General features: G+C 48.2%; 17 protein-coding genes. 3 read left to right on the plus strand and 14 right to left on the minus strand.

The features are described 5' to 3' along the window. Nucleotides 1–13: 13 nt before the first annotated feature. Nucleotides 14–994: a TAXI family TRAP transporter solute-binding subunit gene (locus tag XMD579_RS11160; protein ID WP_254442903.1), complete on the minus strand. Its 981-nt coding sequence runs from the start codon at nucleotides 992–994 to the stop codon at nucleotides 14–16. 99 nt (nucleotides 995–1,093) lie between these two features. Between XMD579_RS11160 and XMD579_RS11165 the strand changes: the two genes are divergently transcribed. After that, nucleotides 1,094–2,014: a LysR family transcriptional regulator gene (locus XMD579_RS11165; RefSeq protein WP_173506375.1), complete on the plus strand. Its 921-nt coding sequence runs from the start codon at nucleotides 1,094–1,096 to the stop codon at nucleotides 2,012–2,014. Between the two features lie 6 nt (nucleotides 2,015–2,020). Here XMD579_RS11165 and lipA read toward each other — a convergent pair whose 3' ends face one another. From lipA to XMD579_RS11225, 12 genes are all read right to left on the minus strand, one after another. Next, on the minus strand, nucleotides 2,021–2,998 hold the full coding sequence (lipA, locus tag XMD579_RS11170; protein WP_173482025.1) for a lipoyl synthase: 978 nt from the start codon (nucleotides 2,996–2,998) through the stop codon (nucleotides 2,021–2,023). Beyond that, complete coding sequence (gene lipB, locus XMD579_RS11175; RefSeq protein ID WP_254442908.1) at nucleotides 2,995–3,585, minus strand: lipoyl(octanoyl) transferase LipB; 591 nt, start codon at nucleotides 3,583–3,585, stop codon at nucleotides 2,995–2,997. The genes lipA and lipB overlap by 4 nt, the downstream gene beginning before the upstream one ends. A gap of 68 nt (nucleotides 3,586–3,653) precedes the next feature. Next, nucleotides 3,654–3,926: a YbeD family protein gene (locus XMD579_RS11180; RefSeq protein ID WP_173489067.1), complete on the minus strand. Its 273-nt coding sequence runs from the start codon at nucleotides 3,924–3,926 to the stop codon at nucleotides 3,654–3,656. A 40-nt stretch (nucleotides 3,927–3,966) separates the two neighbouring features. After that, nucleotides 3,967–5,115: a D-alanyl-D-alanine carboxypeptidase family protein gene (locus tag XMD579_RS11185; RefSeq protein ID WP_173494304.1), complete on the minus strand. Its 1,149-nt coding sequence runs from the start codon at nucleotides 5,113–5,115 to the stop codon at nucleotides 3,967–3,969. 30 nt (nucleotides 5,116–5,145) lie between these two features. Next, nucleotides 5,146–6,012, minus strand: coding sequence for a septal ring lytic transglycosylase RlpA family protein (locus XMD579_RS11190; RefSeq protein ID WP_173506376.1), 867 nt, complete (start codon nucleotides 6,010–6,012; stop codon nucleotides 5,146–5,148). Between the two features lie 2 nt (nucleotides 6,013–6,014). After that, on the minus strand, nucleotides 6,015–6,998 hold the full coding sequence (mltB, locus tag XMD579_RS11195) for a lytic murein transglycosylase B (protein WP_173506377.1): 984 nt from the start codon (nucleotides 6,996–6,998) through the stop codon (nucleotides 6,015–6,017). Nucleotides 6,999–7,027: 29 nt separating this feature from the next. Next, on the minus strand, nucleotides 7,028–8,167 hold the full coding sequence (gene rodA, locus XMD579_RS11200; RefSeq protein WP_173482030.1) for a rod shape-determining protein RodA: 1,140 nt from the start codon (nucleotides 8,165–8,167) through the stop codon (nucleotides 7,028–7,030). Further along, nucleotides 8,167–10,056: a penicillin-binding protein 2 gene (mrdA, locus tag XMD579_RS11205; protein ID WP_173482031.1), complete on the minus strand. Its 1,890-nt coding sequence runs from the start codon at nucleotides 10,054–10,056 to the stop codon at nucleotides 8,167–8,169. Before mrdA ends, rodA begins: the two co-directional genes overlap by 1 nt. Before the next feature lie 5 nt (nucleotides 10,057–10,061). Beyond that, nucleotides 10,062–10,529, minus strand: a complete 468-nt coding sequence (gene rlmH / locus XMD579_RS11210; RefSeq protein ID WP_173482032.1) for a 23S rRNA (pseudouridine(1915)-N(3))-methyltransferase RlmH — start codon at nucleotides 10,527–10,529, stop codon at nucleotides 10,062–10,064. 5 nt (nucleotides 10,530–10,534) lie between these two features. After that, entirely contained in the window at nucleotides 10,535–10,864 is a 330-nt protein-coding gene (rsfS, locus tag XMD579_RS11215; RefSeq protein ID WP_173482044.1) for a ribosome silencing factor, read from the minus strand. A gap of 10 nt (nucleotides 10,865–10,874) precedes the next feature. Continuing rightward, a complete protein-coding gene (gene nadD / locus XMD579_RS11220) occupies nucleotides 10,875–11,528 on the minus strand; it encodes a nicotinate-nucleotide adenylyltransferase (RefSeq protein ID WP_173483268.1) in 654 nt (217 codons plus the stop codon). Then, nucleotides 11,528–12,781, minus strand: a complete 1,254-nt coding sequence (locus XMD579_RS11225) for a glutamate-5-semialdehyde dehydrogenase (protein WP_173494302.1) — start codon at nucleotides 12,779–12,781, stop codon at nucleotides 11,528–11,530. Before XMD579_RS11225 ends, nadD begins: the two co-directional genes overlap by 1 nt. A 201-nt stretch (nucleotides 12,782–12,982) precedes the next feature. On the opposite strand from XMD579_RS11225, the gene XMD579_RS11230 reads away from it, so the two are divergent. Next, the gene (locus tag XMD579_RS11230) at nucleotides 12,983–14,803 is read left to right on the plus strand and encodes a hypothetical protein (protein ID WP_173494301.1); all 1,821 of its coding nucleotides are present in this window, start codon (nucleotides 12,983–12,985) and stop codon (nucleotides 14,801–14,803) included. A gap of 73 nt (nucleotides 14,804–14,876) precedes the next feature. Here the strand turns inward: XMD579_RS11230 and parC are convergent, their stop codons facing one another. Then, nucleotides 14,877–17,117: a DNA topoisomerase IV subunit A gene (gene parC / locus XMD579_RS11235; RefSeq protein WP_371815206.1), complete on the minus strand. Its 2,241-nt coding sequence runs from the start codon at nucleotides 17,115–17,117 to the stop codon at nucleotides 14,877–14,879. Between the two features lie 146 nt (nucleotides 17,118–17,263). On the opposite strand from parC, the gene XMD579_RS11240 reads away from it, so the two are divergent. After that, on the plus strand, nucleotides 17,264–18,130 hold the full coding sequence (locus XMD579_RS11240; protein WP_173506379.1) for a ChaN family lipoprotein: 867 nt from the start codon (nucleotides 17,264–17,266) through the stop codon (nucleotides 18,128–18,130). The last annotated feature ends 300 nt before the right edge of the window (nucleotides 18,131–18,430 follow it).

Genomic DNA, 18,430 nt, shown 5'->3' on the forward strand with positions numbered 1-18,430 from the left:
AGTAACTGAATAGTTACTTAAGGTTTGCAGGAACTTCAATACCCTGCTCTTCGTAGTACTTGATAGCACCAGGGTGAAGTGGAGCAGTTACACCTGTAAATGGGCTGTACTTAACTAGGTGGTTAAGTAGACGGTTGTCTTTACCCATCTGCTCACGTGACTCCATGTAAACCTTAGTCATTGTGTAGGCAAGATCATCAGACATCTTCTCGTTCACACCGATAAACATCAGTGTTAGGAATGCGCCTGAATCAGTCTCATTAGCTTGATCTGGGTAGGTACCCGCAGGAACGACAGAAGCTTCCATACCCAATCCAGCTTTAGGCTGTGTACCTTCAGGAATTCCTAGGATCCGAATTGGACGCTTAAGGCTTAGCTCAGCAACAACCTGCGAGCCTACTGGGAAAGAACCTACGTAAACGTCAAACTGGCCATCCTGGAAAGCCTGAGCTGCAGCACCCCAAGGTGCTTTGATGCCCTCGTATGCATCTTTAGCTAGGCCACCCGCTGCTGCAAGAGAGGTGATCTGAGCGTTAGCAGCACCCGCTGGTGGACCGATGTATACGCGTTTGCCGGCTGCATCCTTCCACTCGTTGATGCCGTTATCAGCCCAAGTGATCGCGTGGTAAGTACTGCCAGGGAAGCCGTAGAGTGCACGCACAGTTTTAGCCATTTCAGCGCCTTTCTCAGCGCCCATCTTCTTGTAAGGGCCTTTACCTACTGTTAAGGCTTTAAAAGCGCCTGGTGGAATAACGGCTGAATCTAGTTTGCCCGTAGCTACTTTTAGTAGTGACTTAGTCAGTGTCTGACCCATCGCTAGCTGAACATTGACATCCTTATCAGCAAGGTAAGAGGCCATAGTCTGAGGCATTAGACCGACAACAGACTGAGCAGTTGCTGCTTCCATACTGATATCTGCTGCTTGTGCAGTAACTGACGCGAGGCCTAATGTAGTCGCAAGGACAGTTTTACGAAGTGCGTTCTTGAACATCATTTAACTCCAAGGGTTATTATTTTTAGAACTTAGCCAGTCTAGTAGATTGCTTATAAATGTGTAAAATGCATTTTTAAATAGCCAAATTAAAAAAAACGTATGGATCCAAAACACCTCTATTATCTATCGGTGGTCCTTGAGAAGGGCTCTTTGACAGAAGCCGCTAAACATTTAGCACTGACTCAGCCAACCCTGACTCGCACCATGGCGACACTGGAGATGCAGGCTGGAACACAGCTGTTCAGCCGAAGTCGATACGGCGTTAAAGGAACTCCCGTTGGTGTCGCCTTGGCTCGTGAGGGTCGAACGATCAATCGAAGCATGGAGGCGGCACGATTTCATGCATCGCGTTACAGAATTGGTTTGGACAAAGAGATTCGCATTGGCATTGGTCCACTACTGTCGGCAACCATCATGCCAGACGCCATGAACTCACTGTTAGAGCGGCACCCTAAGGCCTCATTGACGATTGAAGTCTCTCGCCCAACGGCTGTCATTGATCATCTAATCGATAATCAACTGGATATTGCGATTGCACCCTCTGCGTCTGACAAAATGATACCTGGCTGTGACCGACAGCTCCTCTTTACTGATGAAATCGCCATCTACTGCAGTAAAAACCACCCTTTAGCCGACAAATCGGATTTAACGATTGAGGATTTAGCGGCAGCGAATTGGTTAAGTCTTGGCCACGGGTCACCTTTTGAACGTGAGGTGATGGAACTGCTTAAAGAGTCTGGTCTAGCAAAAATACGTACTCAGATTGTCTTTCGTAATGAGGGGTATCTTCTGTTAGAGACTCTTCGTCAAGGGAAGCATCTGGCGGTATTGCCCAACGTGCCGATGCAGGTATTTAAAGATTCTGAAGAGTTTAAGCGGATAGAGTTCAAACGAGAGCTATCTCAACCGAGAAATATCTATCTTTGGGCGCGTGAAGAGATGCTGGAGAATAGCATCTATGAAAGTATTAAAGAGGTGATGCTGGCACAAGCAAAGACACTCATCGCCAGCACTCAGTAGGATTAATTAGCCTACCTTTTCACCTTTGGCTTGTAGGTCAGCATGGTAAGATGAGCGGACCAATGGTCCACTGGCAACATGACTAAAGCCCATCTCTTTTGCCAACGCCTCAAACTCTGCAAACTCATCAGGTGTGACAAATCGATCAACCGGAAGGTGATCACGGCTTGGCTGTAGGTACTGCCCAATCGTAATCATGTTGACGTCATGTGCACGAAGATCCTTCATCACCTCAACAATCTCTTCGTTCGTTTCGCCGACGCCGACCATCAAACCAGACTTGGTACGCACTTCTGGACGCAGTACTTTGTAGCGTTTTAGAAGCTCCAATGACCAAGCATAATCAGCCCCTGGGCGAACCTGTTTGTAGAGACGAGGCACTGTTTCTAGGTTGTGGTTAAAGACATCGGGCGGAGTATCTTTAAGGATCTCCAATGCGATATCCATGCGGCCACGAAAGTCAGGCACCAGGGTCTCTATTTGAATAGAGGGCAGACGTTCACGGGTTTCACGAATACAGTCAGCAAAGTGCTGTGCGCCACCGTCACGTAGGTCGTCTCGGTCTACAGAGGTAATGACCACGTAACGAAGACGCATATCCGCAATCGCTGTGGCTAACTCAATAGGCTCGTCTGGCGATAAGGCATTAGGACGGCCATGTGCAACGTCACAGAACGGACAACGGCGAGTACAGATATCGCCCATGATCATGAAGGTCGCTGTACCATGAGTAAAACACTCACCTAGGTTTGGGCAGCTCGCCTCTTCACAGACCGACGCAAGTTTATGCTTACGCAGGGTATCTTTGATGCGCTTAACTTCAGCATTAGAGCCCATGCGGACACGAAGCCAATCAGGCTTACGTGGCATATCCTCTTTTTCAGTCGGTATTACCTTAACCGGAATACGTGCTAACTTTTCAGCGCCACGCAGCTTAACTCCCTGCTCCGCTACACCCTTAGGTTTGATTGTCTCTTCACTCATTCGCTATCCCATCCATGAATAGTGTGCCACTCTGCGTAGCCAATTGCGTTTGCCAGATATTGTACTAGTTCAGACCCAACCTTTTCTACTTTAGTCGCAGAAGGATCAAACCTTGATAACTGTGTCATCTGAAGCCCTGCATAGCCACAGGGATTAATTCGTAAGAAAGGCTCAAGATCCATATCGATATTGAGCGCTAAACCGTGAAAGCTACGACTCTTGCGTACGCGCAGTCCCAGTGAACAGATCTTGTCTCCATCGACATAAACACCCGGCGCATCTGGTTTTGCGGCGGCTATGACTCGATAATCCGCTAACAGAGAGACAACCGAATCCTCCATCAGTGTGACCAGATCTCTAACACCCAACTTATTACGTTTTAAATCAAGCAGTAGATAGATCACCAGTTGACCCGGCCCGTGGTAGGTAACCTGACCCCCTCGATCGACTTGGACGACAGGTATATCACCGGTGCCCAACAAATGCTCCGCTTTACCTGCCTGCCCCTGGGTAAAAACAGGCTCATGCTCTAACACCCAGAGCTCATCCGCTGTGTCTGCTGTCCGCTCATTAGTAAAAGCCTGCATCCTATCAAAGGCTTCTAGATAAGGCTGACGCCCTAAATAGCGAACGTTTAGAGGTAGATCAGATACCACTAAAGCACCATTTTGACACGACCTGACGCCTTCAGATCGGTATGAATCTGCGCCAACTGCTCTTCACTGGTTGCAGTGATCAATACACGAACTGAGGTAAAGCGTCCTTTACTACTAGCATTGATCTCAACTTTAGACTCATCCAAATCCGGGTCGTAAAGTTTCATGGTATTAACCACGAAATCTCTATAGTCCGGTGCACTGTCACCGACCACCATGATTTTGTAGTCAGGACAAGGAAACTCAATTTTAGGAGCTGTAGGTTCGCTCATAGGTACCTCTAAAGTGAACGAAAGGTGGCTCAATCAGTGACTAACCGAACAACCCTTGGAAAAATAGAACAATGCTGTGCCAGATCGCTTTCACGAAGCCTGCCTCTTCAACAGACTGAAGCGCAAGCAAGGGCTCACGAGCAACCTCTTCACCCTCTAGTGTGACTAAAAGATGACCTACCACTTCACCCGCTGCCAAAGGTGCTTCAATAACCTCTGGAAGGTCTAAGGTCGCGGCTAACTGATTCTCACTGCCGCGAGGAATAGTTAACGACAGATCACCACCCAAGCCGAGAGAAACTGAATCGGTTACACCCTTCCAGACTTTTGGCTTGTTGAGCTCTTGTCCCGCTTTGTAGAGAGGGTAATTTCTGAAGAAACGAAAACCGTAAGCCAACAGCTTTTGACTCTCTTGGGCACGAGCTTGATCAGACGTCGTTCCTAGAACCACAGAGATCAGACGCATATCATCACGCACGGCTGACGATACCAGGCAGTATCCCGCCTCTTCCGTATGACCCGTCTTGATACCATCGACCGTTGGATCGCGCCACAACAGACGGTTACGGTTAGGCTGTTTGATATCGTTGTAGGTAAAGTACTTCTCTTTGTAGATAGCGTACTGTTCAGGGAAGTCCTGAATCAACGCACGACCAATCAACGCTAGATCTCGTGGTGAAGAGTAGTGACCCTCAGCAGGTAAACCGGTCGCATTTTTAAAGTGGGTATTGGTTAGACCCAAACGCTCAGCATGCTGGTTCATCAAATCAGCAAAGGCCTCTTCACTCCCGGCCACATACTCAGCCAAAGCAACCGACGCATCATTCCCTGACTGGATAATGACTCCACGAAGCAGATCCTCTAAACGAACTTGGGTCCCTTCACGAACAAACATACGTGACCCTTCCGTTTTCCAAGCTTTAACGCTGATTGGCACCAGGTCGTTAAAGCTGATGTTACCCTCAGACACTTCGTGCTCAACAATGTAGCTGGTCATCATTTTAGTCAAACTCGCTGGTGCAAACTGACCATCTGCACCTGACTCAGCAATAATGTCACCCGTCGAGGCATCCATTAAGACATAAGCTGTTGCCGCTAATTGAGGTGGTGGAGGCAGAACGGCTGCCTGAATTTGAACCGTCGCAACCGCGACAAACAGTAGAACTAGGGAACGAATCTTTGAGTGCATCTTTACAACTTTTAAATAGGTTAAAACAGTTTAGGGGGATTTTATCAGCAATGGCGATGAATAGCCCATCGACTCCAAACTTTGCACCATTGAGTCAATCGATAGTGTGTCAGTCAGCGGTCCAACGAGCACTCGATGAAACTCTGCATCACCCTGGCGAACTCTCTTGATGACAGCTTGGACGCCATCCATCGCTGAGAGTCGACGTTGAACCGATAGTGCCGAACTCTCTTTACCAAAGGATCCTACTTGCAGGAATGCACCGGTCTCGTCAGGTTTTGGCTGTTGAAGAGACGCAACAGGTTGAGGCGTTTTCTCTACTGTTTCAGTGGTATCAGCAAGATTTCGAGCATCAATGGCCTCGACCCTAACTCGACCGGTACCCTGCTTCAAAATTTCCAAACGCGCCGCAGCTGAGTAACTTAGATCGATCAAACGATTTTCATGGAAGGGGCCGCGATCGTTAACGCGCACAACAACCGACTTACCGTTATCCAGATTAGTCACTTTTGCGAAGCTGGGAATGGGCAGGCTCTTATGTGCAGCAGACATCTTGTAGATGTCGTAGATCTCACCGTTAGAGGTTTTGTGACCATGAAACTTCAGGCCGTACCAAGAGGCGATACCCTCAGCTCTGTAACCAATGTGCGAAGGGAGCACATTATAGCTTTTACCCCAGACCTCGTAGGTCGAACGGTTGCCCCCACGACTGTAAGGTAGGTCGACAGGAACAGCATCGGCCACATTGGATACATCCGGAGGATTATCAGGGGCAAAGTCTTTGCGAACTTTATATCGACCGCCTGCCGTTTCACGATCGTAGGTAGGCGTGGAACTACAACCCACCAAAGCCAAGGCAAATAGAGCAACGATTACTTTCAGCGTGAATTTTGTCACCGTTAACCCTTGTTGATCTCAAGACGAATAGCTTCGCTCAGTTCACGAACCGCATTGGCATAGAGACGACTGTGATTGTAGCGAGTGATGACATAGAAATTATGCAGTCCGAGAAGGTATTGATCACCTTGATCGCTGCTCATACGCATCAGTGTTGCAAGTTGATCGTCTGCAACTTCACCCTTGGCAATCACTCCACGTTGACGCCACTCGCCCAGTGTAAGCTCTGGTTTAAGGCCCTGGTTAAACCACTCTGAATCAACACTGCCGTTCAAAAGGACGTCACTGACAATAGGCTCACCCGCACGCCAGCCATGACGAGCAAAGTAGTTCGCCACACTACCAATCGCATCAACAGGGTTACCCCAAATATCGCGCTGTTGATCGCCGTCAAAATCGACGGCATAAGCTAAGAAGCTTGAAGGAATGAATTGACCATAACCCATGGCGCCAGCGTAAGAGCCTTTCAAAACACCGGGTTCAACACCCTCTTGGCGTGCTAAGCGAAAGTAGTCACCCAACTGCCCTAGGAAGAAGTCGGCACGTTTAGGGTAGTCAAAACCCAAGGTCGACAGCGCATCCAAAACTCGATAATTGCCAGTGATACGCCCAAAGCGTGTCTCCACACCCATGATCGCTAAAACTATCTCAGGCGGAACGCCATAAACTTCTTCAGCCCTTAACAGGGTCTCTTTGTGCTCTTTCCAGAACTGAATGGCTTGGTTGATACGACGCTGCTCAATAAAAATCTCTCGGTACTCGCCCCAATTTAGGCGGCGCTCTGCTGGACGGCTGATCGCATCAATAATGCTCTGCTGATACTTTGCTCGACCTAACACATCACGAATGTAACTCTCTTCGAAACCGTCAGCCTTCAGATCATCAATCAATATCTGAGCTCGTGGATGGGCCTCATAACCAGCAAAAGAGGCTGTTGATACCGCTAAACAACCCGCTAACACCATCGTTTTAAAACGTTTAAGCATGCTTATCTCCAAGCAGTCATCTTATTATTCTAGCGTCGCAACATCGATTTATGGGTATGAATCGACATCAGAATTCCGAAACCTATCATCAACGTCACGATAGAGGTACCACCATAGCTCACCATTGGTAGAGGGACCCCTACGACCGGCAGAATACCACTGACCATGCCGATGTTGACAAAGACATAGACAAAGAATGTCAGCGTGATACTTGCAGCTAGCATACGGGAAAAACTGTCAGGTGCCTTAACAGCGATCATTAAGCCACGACCTACAATTAAAAGGTATAGAGCGAGTAGCACCAATACCCCTTTCATTCCCAGCTCTTCGCCGATTACTGCAATGATAAAGTCTGTATGAGATTCAGGAAGAAAGTCCAGTTGAGACTGAGTACCACTCAAGAAGCCTTTACCTGAGAGGCCACCCGAACCGATCGCCGTTTTAGACTGTATGATGTTCCAGCCCGAGCCAAGAGGGTCGCTCTCTGGATCTAAAAATGTCAGCACCCTCTGTTTCTGATAATCCTTCATGATCATCCAGAGCCCAGGCAGTGAAGCCGCTACAATCCCAGCACTCAGAAAGATCCAGCGCCAGTAGATTCCCGAAAAGAGCAAAATAAATACACCAGAGGCACCGATCAGCAGCGAGGTACCAAGGTCCGGTTGCTTCATAATCAGTGCAAATGGGATCGCAATTAAGATCAAACTCACTATGATCGCTTTGAAGTTGGGTGGCAGTGTGTAGCGAGCGATGTAACCCGCCACCACAATAGGTAGTACCAGTTTCATTAACTCTGAAGGCTGAAAACGAAAACCGGGCAGCGCCAACCAACGTTGAGCCCCTTTAGCACCGACCCCAAACAAGATAACGCCAACCAACAAGGCCACTCCTAGTAGGTAGAGCCAGGGCCCTACCCTCATAATCACCCTTGGAGGGACTTGCGCGAGAAAAATCAACGCGGCAAATCCTGCAGCCATGCGGATGGCCTGACGCTCAACATAGGCCCAGTCTTGCCCTGATGCACTGTAAAGAATGACCAGCCCTGCTATACAGAGCGCCAGCAATAGTAGAAGCAAGGGTAAATCTAGGTGAGTGTAACTCCACAACGAGCGCTGCTTGCGAAGTCCTGACTGATCTGGCGAGACGGAGCGGTGGAAATCTTTAGACATTAATCATCTCCCAACTCACTGGTGTAATCGCCCAGTAACCAAGCATCAATCACTTCACGCGCGACCGGTGCTGCAGCTCTAGAACCACCCTCGCCGTTCTCGACGACTACCGCCACTGCAATTTTAGGATCATCAGCCGGTGCAAAGGCAACAAAGAGTGCGTGGTCTCGCTGACGTTCTAGCAGAGCCTCTGAGTCATATTCAGCATCTTGAGCAATGCCGACCACTTGGGCCGTACCTGTTTTTCCTGCCATGGTATAAGGCGCTCCCGCACCGGCTTTTCGAGCCGTACCGTAGGGAGCATTCACCACATTCACCATACCCTCAATTACCTTTTCAAAGTACTCGGGGTGATTGAGTTCAACATCGGGTAGTGTCGGCTTCTGTTGTAGCTGTTGGATAATCTCTGTCTGTTCCGCCGTTAGCTCATTTTCAGCGATGAAGCTCTTGATCATCTGTGGACGCACCCACTTACCTCGATTGGCTAACACTGCAGTGGCGGTCGCGAGCTGCAGTGGCGTAGCTATCATATAACCCTGCCCAATACTTAGATTGAGTGAATCACCGGGGTACCAAGGCTGTTTCTCGCGACGCTTCTTCCACTCATTGGATGGGAGAATAGCTCGGCCCGCTTCAGGCAGATCCAGACTGGTGACCTGTCCAAAACCGAAACGCCCTAAATAGTCACTGTAAACATCAATCGATGTTTTAGAAGCCGTATCATAAAACCAGACATCACAAGACTCAGCCAATGCGTGATTCAGATCGACTCGACCGTGACCAGATTTCTTCCAATCTCGCCATTTCCGACCATTTTCAGAGAGTTGATAGAAACCTGGATCCCAAACTTTGTGATCAATCGGTACCGATTTAGAATCAACTGAGGCAAGCGCTGTGAAGGGCTTTAGCGTTGATCCCGGTGGGTAGGCTCCACGGATGGCCCGATTATAAAGAGGCTGATCTTTATCATCGCGAAGCGCATTGTAGTTGTCGAACGATATACCTGTTACAAACTCATTGGGGTCGTAAGAGGGGTTGCTCACCAATGACAAGATTTCACCGGTTTGGGGTTCAATCGCTACAACCGCAGCTCGCTTACCCTCCAACAGTTTCGCTGTAAACTGCTGCAGCTTTAAATCGAGACTTAACTGGATATCCAAACCTGGGGTTGGGTCCTCTTGCTCCAAAACACGCATGACTCGGCCGCGCACATTGGTTTCAACACGCTGCAAACCGACCTGTCCATGCAGTAGCGGCTCGTAATATTTCTCAACCCCAAGTTTGCCAATATAGTGTGTTGCAGCATAGTTATTAGGGTCTAAGGTTTTGAGTTCACGCTCATTAACACGCCCAACATAACCAATGGCATGCACCAGTGAATCAGGGTGAGGATAGTAACGAACAAGATCAGCTTCAATCTGTAGCCCCGGTAGACGATAGAAGTTCACTGAGAGCTTAGCGATCTCCTCTTCGGTTAAGCGAGATTTGAGAGGAACGGTGGAGTGTGGACGACGACGGTGCTTAAGGCGCTTTTTAAAGCCTTCTACCTCTGCCGCAGAGAGCTCTACTAGAGAGGCGACATCCTCTAATAGCGAATCCACATCATCGACCTCCTCTTTAAGGAGCGTCAAACTGAAGCTAGGGCGGTTTTCTGCCAACAGTTCGCCATTACGATCGTAGATAAGACCTCGTCTGGGGGCGACTGGCTGAAGTTTAATGCGATTGTTTTCTGATAACAGAGAGAATCGATCGTGCTCAACGACCTGCAAGAAGTAGATGCGACTGACCAGAATGGCCATCAGCACTAAAACGAAAAGAAACGCGACGACTGCTCGGTTAACAAAGAACCGATTCTCTTTCTGGTAGTCGTTAAATCGTCTCTGATCCATCTAACTCACTTATGGTAGGGATGACCTTGAAGTAAGGTCCAAGCTCGATATATCTGCTCAGCAAGAATAATGCGAACCAGCGGGTGCGGTAAAGTCAGCGCTGATAGCGACCACTTTTGATCGGCAGCGGCGATGCATCTTGGATCAAGACCATCGGGACCACCCACCAAAAGCGTTATATTATTTCCTTCCATCCGCCAGTTTTCAGCCTGTTCTGCAAGCTTTTCTGTCGACCAGTTCTTGCCATCAACACAGAGAGCGATCACTCGATCCCCTTTTGGGATGGCCGCCAACATGGCGTCACCTTCAGAGCGCATAGCCCGTTGGATATCAGCCCCTTTGCCACGATGGCCAGGCTGTAATTCAACCAGTTCTAGCTGAAAATCAGAGGGAAGACGCTTGCAGTACTCTTGGTAGCCGTCCGTGACCCATTTTGGCATCTTAGTGCCGACTGCAAGCAATCGTATGCGCATAAGGCTTAGGCGTCGCCTACTGACCAGAGGCGTTCAATGTCATAGAAATCACGAGCATCTGGCATCATCACGTGCACAATGATGCTACCAAGATCGACCAATACCCAGTCACCAACCGTTTGACCTTCAATACCCATAGGCAAAAGACCCTGCTCTTTCACCTTGTCGATCACCTCTTGAGCAGCGGCTGCTACTTGACGCTTAGATGTACCACTTGCAACCATCATGTAGTCAGTGACGGTAGAGCGGCCACGAACATCGATTAGGTTGATATCTTTTGCTTTCATTCCCTCAAGCGCATCTTGCACTAGGGCGATCAATTGATCATCTTGCATGTAAATTAAATTACCTTTCATTGGCGTCATAGAGACGCTCATTTCTAATAAAATTCCAAACGCTGTCTGGAATTAAAAATCTGGGGTTTGAGCCCCGCTTAATAATCTTTCTAACCTGAGTCGCAGAGACATTCATCGGAGTCAACTGATGCATCGCCAAATGACCTGAAGGACGAAGGCTTAACGCTTCTAAATCCTCAACCCTATGCTGATCAATAAAGCACTGAAGCTCTGAATCAAACTCAGGTTCATAACCGGGTCGAGCAACGATCAACAAGTGACCGAAATCCGTTAACTGCTGCCAATGGGACCAACTCTTAATGCCCAGCAGAGAGTCCATCCCCATCACCATTATTATGGGCAAATCCTCACCCACTTCGGCACGTTTTTTCATCAACGTGTTGATGGTGTAGCAAGGCTCATCACTGATCAATTCACAATCATCAGCAACCAGTGCAGGCTCCGATTCTACCGCTAGCCGAACCATCTCAAACCGCTGCACGGCAGAGCCGCCGGTTGATGCTTTATGGACTGGCTCACCGGTTGGGACCAGATTAATGTGAGGCACATTGAGCACCTCCTGAAGTTCTAGCGCAGTTCTGAGATGTCCATAGTGAATAGGATCAAAGGTACCACCAAAAAGAACCAGAGGAGGTTTCTGCATTACTTACGAACCTGCCCTTCTCCGTAAACAATGTATTTCTGAGACGTCAGCCCCTCTAGACCGACCGGCCCACGAGCGTGAATCTTATCCGTAGATATACCGATTTCAGCACCTAGGCCGTATTCAAAGCCATCGGCAAATCGAGTAGAGGCGTTGATCATGACAGAGCTGGAGTCGACCTCACGCAAAAATTGACGCGACAGCGTGTAGTTTTCAGTAATGATCGCGTCGGTATGGTGAGAGCCGTAGTGATTGATGTGCTCAATTGCACGATCAATACCCTCAACAATTTTGATTGAGAGTATCGGTGCCAAGTACTCCGTCGCCCAATCCTCTTCAGTCGCTCCATTAGCTTGAATAATGGCACATGTCTTGTCACATCCACGAAGTTCTACACCCGCCTCAGCGTAGGCTTCAGCTAGCTCTCTAAGAACCTCATCAGCAACCGATTCATGAACCAGCAGTGTCTCCATGGTGTTACAGGTACCGTAGCGATGAGTCTTGGCATTGATGGCAATATTGACAGCCTTAGCTAGATCAGCCTCTGCATCAATATAGACATGACAAATACCGTCGAGGTGTTTAATAACAGGCACGCGCGCATCGTTCGTGATACGCTCGATCAACCCCTTACCGCCACGAGGCACGATAACATCCACAAACTCTGGCATAGTAATCAACTGACCAACGGCTTCACGATCCGTGGTTTCCACCACCTGTACAGCCGTTTCAGGCAAACCAGCCTGTTTTAGGCCCGCCATAATCGATTTAGCAATCGCCTGATTAGAGTGAATTGCCTCAGAACCACCGCGAAGAATCGTAGCGTTACCCGACTTTAGACAGAGACTGGCGGCTTCCATTGTGACATTCGGGCGTGACTCATAGATGATGCCTATTACGCCTAGAGGAACACGCATCTTACCTAGCTGAATTCCGGATGGCAGAAAACGCATGTCGGATACATCACCGACAGGGTCTGGTAGAGCGGCAACCTGACGAAGACCCTCGATCATGCCATCGATACGCTCTGGAGTTAGCGCTAGACGATCCAGCATCGCATCATCAAGCCCACGAGCCTTTCCAGCCTCAAGGTCTTTCTGGTTAGCTTGAGTGATCGCATCGCGATCGGCATCAATAAGTTCAGCCATTGCAAGCAATGCACTGTTTTTCTGTTCTGTATTAGCACGTGCTACGACACGTGAAGCTTCGCGCGCATTCGCACCAAGCGTCTGCATGTAATCCGCTACATTCATCAGGTCTTTACCGATCAATTTATTGAGAATTCTAGTATAGCGTGACAGCGATCAAGAACCCACCAATAACAAGAAATTACGCCAGCAAAAATTGCTTTTAATGCCTATGAAATAGTTACAAATTTTAGGAACCAACTGGTCGATCGGTCGAAGACAGACTGGTATTATGAAACTCTTATTTTGTGTACTGGAAACAAAGGCATGCTTGAACAAGACGGCGAACAATACAAAGGTTACCTACGTTGGTACCAACGCCCTGCCTTTGCTGCAGCCATCGCTCTGGTTTTGCTCTTCTCTTCGACCTTGGTTGGCTCCTATCTGTTGGCCAAAAATGCCGCAGAAAACGAAGCACTAAAACAGGCCAAAATTTGGAGTAACAGCGCCTCCATGCTGGTTGCCCCTCTGATTCTCTCTAAGGATTTGGTCAGCCTTAACTTTGTCACTAACCAGATTGCAGACGACCCCTTCGTAGCAGGCATTCAAATCACCGATAGCCAGACCATGCGGTTAGCCGCGGCTGGCAAGCAAGAGGGTGTCCACACAGCAAAATCTATCGCACCTAATAACGAAACCATTGCTCAATTAGAGGTCTGGATCGACCCAACTCCCGTTCAGCAACAACTCAATTACCAGACGGGACTAATCAGCAGCGGCGCTATTATCGCTTTTCTGTTATCACTGTTTATCTATCGCCGGCAGAGCAAACTTCTTGAAGAGGAAGTGGCTTATATTGAACAAATTGAGCAACATTTTGACGATCAAATCACAGACTCAACGGAAGCTCAGGAAACAATCGACGACAGCGATGAAGAGGTTTATGAAGACGGTGTTGAGGCAGAAGCGCTAATCGAACAAGAACCAGAGCTAGACTATCAAGAACAGGACACTGAGTTCAACTCCCTAGATAACCACCTTGGATCCGAGGCGGAGACAGAGATTGAATCGACTATTGAGACTGAAGTGGACACTGAAGTAGATTACGATGACATAGGCAATTTCGGATCCGCGTACGATGACCCGATTGTTGAAAACAGCACTTCAGATGAGCCTAGCGAACCTAACTTTGAAGAAGTTCACGAGCCAAACACTGATGAGGCAGACATTCCGCCTTGGGAACCTAGCGAAAATGAGACGATGGTAGAGACCAATGAACCTACCAACATTGAACCGCCAATCGTCAAAATGCAGATAGATGAGACCGATAAGGATGAGATCGATCTGGTTGAACTTCTAAAACCAGAGAGACGCGAACCGAGCGTACCGCCCTTCAAGCCTCTATCAAAAGAGCCCGAACAAGAGCGTGAAGAGCCCAGCTTTGAAACGTTGATGTTTGATACAACGCCAGAGCGCCAAGAGCCCGTGAAGAAACTGGCGCGCAAACTGCCTATCATCAATGAAGAACAGCTCGATCTATACACCATTGAACAGGAGCTTGATCTGTTAACACCAGCCAGTGAAGCGGCCTACGTTGTCCTGATCGACTTTACCAGCCCCCACTCGGCGCTGATCTCCAATGAAGAGCAGTTACAGATCAAACGCACTTACCGAACACTGGCGAACTCCGTTGCCAATATTTACGAAGGCGAGGTCTCCGCACTTGGCGAAGACATACTGATTCAGTTTGATAATGCCAGCGAGGATGACGAGCATGGCGTTAATGCGGCTTGTGCAGCCATGCTATTTGCCCAACTTGCCCGTTCGTACAATAGAAGTCGTTCAGATCAGCAGGAGCCGATACTGAACGTCCACACCGCAATTGTAAGAGGTCAACAGGGTCGTCAGGATAGAATGGCCGACGAAGCCCGCTTCTTAACTCGCTCAACCAAAACAGATCGATTGATTAGCCATACAGCACTCTCAGAGGCACCCGATCTAAAAAGCGGTGTTCTATCAACCGCTGAGATCAAACGCGAAGATGAGGACAAGGTGCTGATCCTATCGTTGAGTAAAAGCTATCAAGATCTGTTAGAAAAACAGGGGCGTTATCTTCTGGCAAAACTGGCACAGCAGGCCGCACAGTAATCTTCATAAACCGCACATTATTGATTCAACAAAAAAGGGAGCCAGCGGCTCCCTTTTGATATTTAGGTAGTCATTACTCTACCGATAGATGGCTCACTCGCTGATAGCCCCTTGGCAGTTTATTGCCTCGACGACCGCGCTCTCCACGGTAGTGTTCTAGATCGGCTTTGGTCATTTTAAGGTACTGCTTACCCGCATGAACCAGAAGTTCCTGATCTTCATTAAGAACAGCCACAGCAACCATCAACTCTTCACGAGCTTGAGCCCTTGCCGACGGGATGTTAATGATCTTATTACCTTTACCTCGTCCCAATACAGGCAGCTCAGAGACTGGGAACACCAGTAGACGCCCTTCAGAAGTTACGGCAGCGATCAAACCATTTTCGCTATCAGAAATGGAAGCAGGCGCTACGATATTGGCCCCTTTGGGTAGCGTCAGTACCGCTTTACCGTTTTTCGTCTTACTGGTCATATCACCTATCGACGTGACAAAGCCATAACCAGCATCTGAAGAGAGAAGAACCTTATCACTCTCTTTACCCGCGGTTAGTGCCTCTATCGAAGCACCCTTTTGCAGACTAATGCTACCGGTAACAGGCTCGCCTTGCCCCCGAGCTGAAGGCAGGTTATGAGTCTCTAATGTATAACTGCGCCCCATACTGTCTAGCAGGATCGTCGGCTGGTTCATGCGCCCAGCAATCGAGAGTTTATAACAATCACTCGCTTTGTAATTCAGAGTAGCCGGATCAATGTCATGCCCTTTAGCAGCACGGATCCACCCCTGTTTAGAGAGGACGACGGTAACAGGATCAGAGGTAAGCAGATCTTTATCACTGAACGCTTGAGACTCTTCACGCTCAACCAGAGGAGAGCGGCGATCATCGCCAAACTCTTCAGCAGCCTGTTCAATCTCCTCTTTAATGAGATTACGCATCAACTCATCAGAACCAAGAATAGATTCAAGTTTTTTACGCTCTTCATCTAACTCAGACTGCTCTGCACGGATCTGAAACTCTTCCAGTTTCGCCAAATGACGAAGTTTGAGATCGAGGATGGCGTTAGCTTGGACATCCGTTAGACCGAAGCGCTCCATCATAACCGTTTTAGGCTCATCCTCGTTGCGGATGATTGCGATCACTTCATCGATATTAAGATAAGCAATGATCAAACCATCGAGGATATGCAGTCGATCTAATACTTTCTGCAAACGGAATTCGAGACGGCGTCGAACAACCTGGGTACGCCAAGTAAGCCACTCCGTTAAGATCTGACGAAGATCTTTAACCTGTGGACGGCCGTCAATGCCGATCATGTTGAAGTTAACTCGGTAGCTTCGCTCTAGATCGGTGGTTGCAAACAGGTGAGCCATCAACTGCTCAATATCGATACGATTTGAGCGTGGCACAATCACGAACCGAGTCGGATTCTCATGGTCTGACTCATCACGCAAATCGCTAACCATTGGCAATTTTTTCTGCTGCATTTGAGCTGCAATCTGTTCAAGCACCTTAGCACCAGATACCTGATATGGAAGAGCCGTAATGACAACGTCACCATCCTCAATTTCATAAATAGCACGTGCTTTTACAGAACCACGACCGGTCTCATAGATCTTTTTAAGATCAGCCGTCGGTGTAATGATCTCAGCAGCGGTTGGGAAATCAGGGCCTTTTACTTTCTGACAAAGACGCGCAACACTGGCATCAGGATTGTCGAGCAGATAAGTACAAGCCCGAGCGACTTCGCGAAGGTTATGGGGAAGAATATCAGTCGCCATACCAACGGCGATACCCGTAGAACCATTCAAGAGTACGTTAGGTAGACGCGCTGGCAGAACCTCAGGCTCATCCATCGTGCCATCAAAGTTAGGTACCCATTCAACCGTTCCTTGACCTAACTCTTTTAACAACACCTCGGCATATTTAGAGAGTCGCGCTTCAGTGTATCGCATTGCTGCGAAAGATTTAGGGTCGTCAGCAGAACCCCAGTTGCCTTGACCATCTACAAGCGGATAGCGATAACTGAAAGGCTGTGCCATAAGCACCATAGCCTCATAACAGGCCGAATCACCGTGCGGATGAAACTTACCTAAAACGTCACCTACCGTACGTGCTGACTTTTTAAATTTGGCGCTCGCCTTTAGTCCAAGCTCAGACATTGCATAAACAATACGGCGTTGTACTGGCTTCATACCATCGCCTAGATGAGGCAATGCACGGTCAAGAATGACGTACATTGAGTAATCTAAGTAGGCTTTCTCTGTAAAGGTCTTTAAAGGAAGGGTTTCGACCCCTTCATCGATCAGATTTTCCACAAATAGTGTTCCCAGACGGGTTAGCATTTACAAAAACAGTTGTTTACGAGTATGCCACCATAGACACGCGCTTGCATCTGAAAAGCACCAAGATAGGATCAAATGCGTAGAGTGAAAACGAGTATCAACAAAAAGACACGGACAAGATGAACCTGTTAAAAGCTGTTTCTATTTCAATTCTATTTGGCATATCAGCCGTATCAGCAGCTGAGTGGCAAACTGATATAAAAAGTAATAATCCCATTGTTGGAAAAATATGGGATAACGCAAACCAGCGTTTCATAACTCAACAGCAATTACTGGATCAAATGAGTGAGATAGATTGGATATTGTTGGGTGAAAATCATGAAACGGATATTCATCACGAACTTCAAACAGAGATACTAGAGCTACTGTCCCAAAAGAAGATACTCGGTAATGTTGCCTTTGAAATGGCGAATACAGATCAACAGAGTGCACTAGACAGCGCATTAGGGGAGCCGTCGAATCCAGAACAACTCAACTGGCAAAAAGGCTGGCCTTGGGAGTGGTATGAATCACCCGTCAACTTAGCTTTAACGAAAGCAAACAGAGTACTCGGCACAGACCTAACTCGACAACAACAGATGCAAGCCTATATGGATGAGTCGATAGATCATCCTAACGAACACTACAAAAACTTTATGCTCGACATACTCTATGAAAGCCACTGCGGCAAGCTACCCAAATCACAACTGGGCAATATGTTAAGAGTTCAAATAGCCCGTGATCGACAGATGGGTAGAGTACTTAAAGAGAACAGCACCGATAAAGTCGATCTATACATTGCAGGCAACATGCATGTCAGAAAAGATGCCGGCGTCCCCTTTCATAATGAGCTGAATAGCTTATCGATCATGATGCTATCCGTTGGTGACAGCAGAGACCCCTTTGAAATCATACCAGACAGCTATCAGGATGAAGCGATAGCTGATTATGTGATATTCACACCGGAAGTAGAGCAGAGGGATCACTGTTCGCAGATTGAAGGGTAGTAGTTAGCTGTTGGAGCGGTCTTGCGAAGGCTGCGATGTTTGGAACGTAATTAGAGAGTGGTGTCAGACCGGAGGTCAGACACCGGAGCAGTAAACTGACATCGGAGCACCGGGTCCGACCTCTGGTCTGACCCGACTATCTGATCCGGCAGAGATTACTTGTCGGAGTAGGCAATGACCTACAATAGGTGCCGAGCGTTGCTCGTCATCGCTTCGCGACGCTTGCAGCGCCTCCCCGCCGCACTTTCAGTGCATGCGTGGTCACATGGGCATTCGCTCAGAAGTCTCCTTGCTACCAAA

It is taken from the genome of Marinobacterium sp. xm-d-579, assembly GCF_013282935.1.
Classification (GTDB): Bacteria; Pseudomonadota; Gammaproteobacteria; order Pseudomonadales; family Balneatricaceae; genus Marinobacterium_E.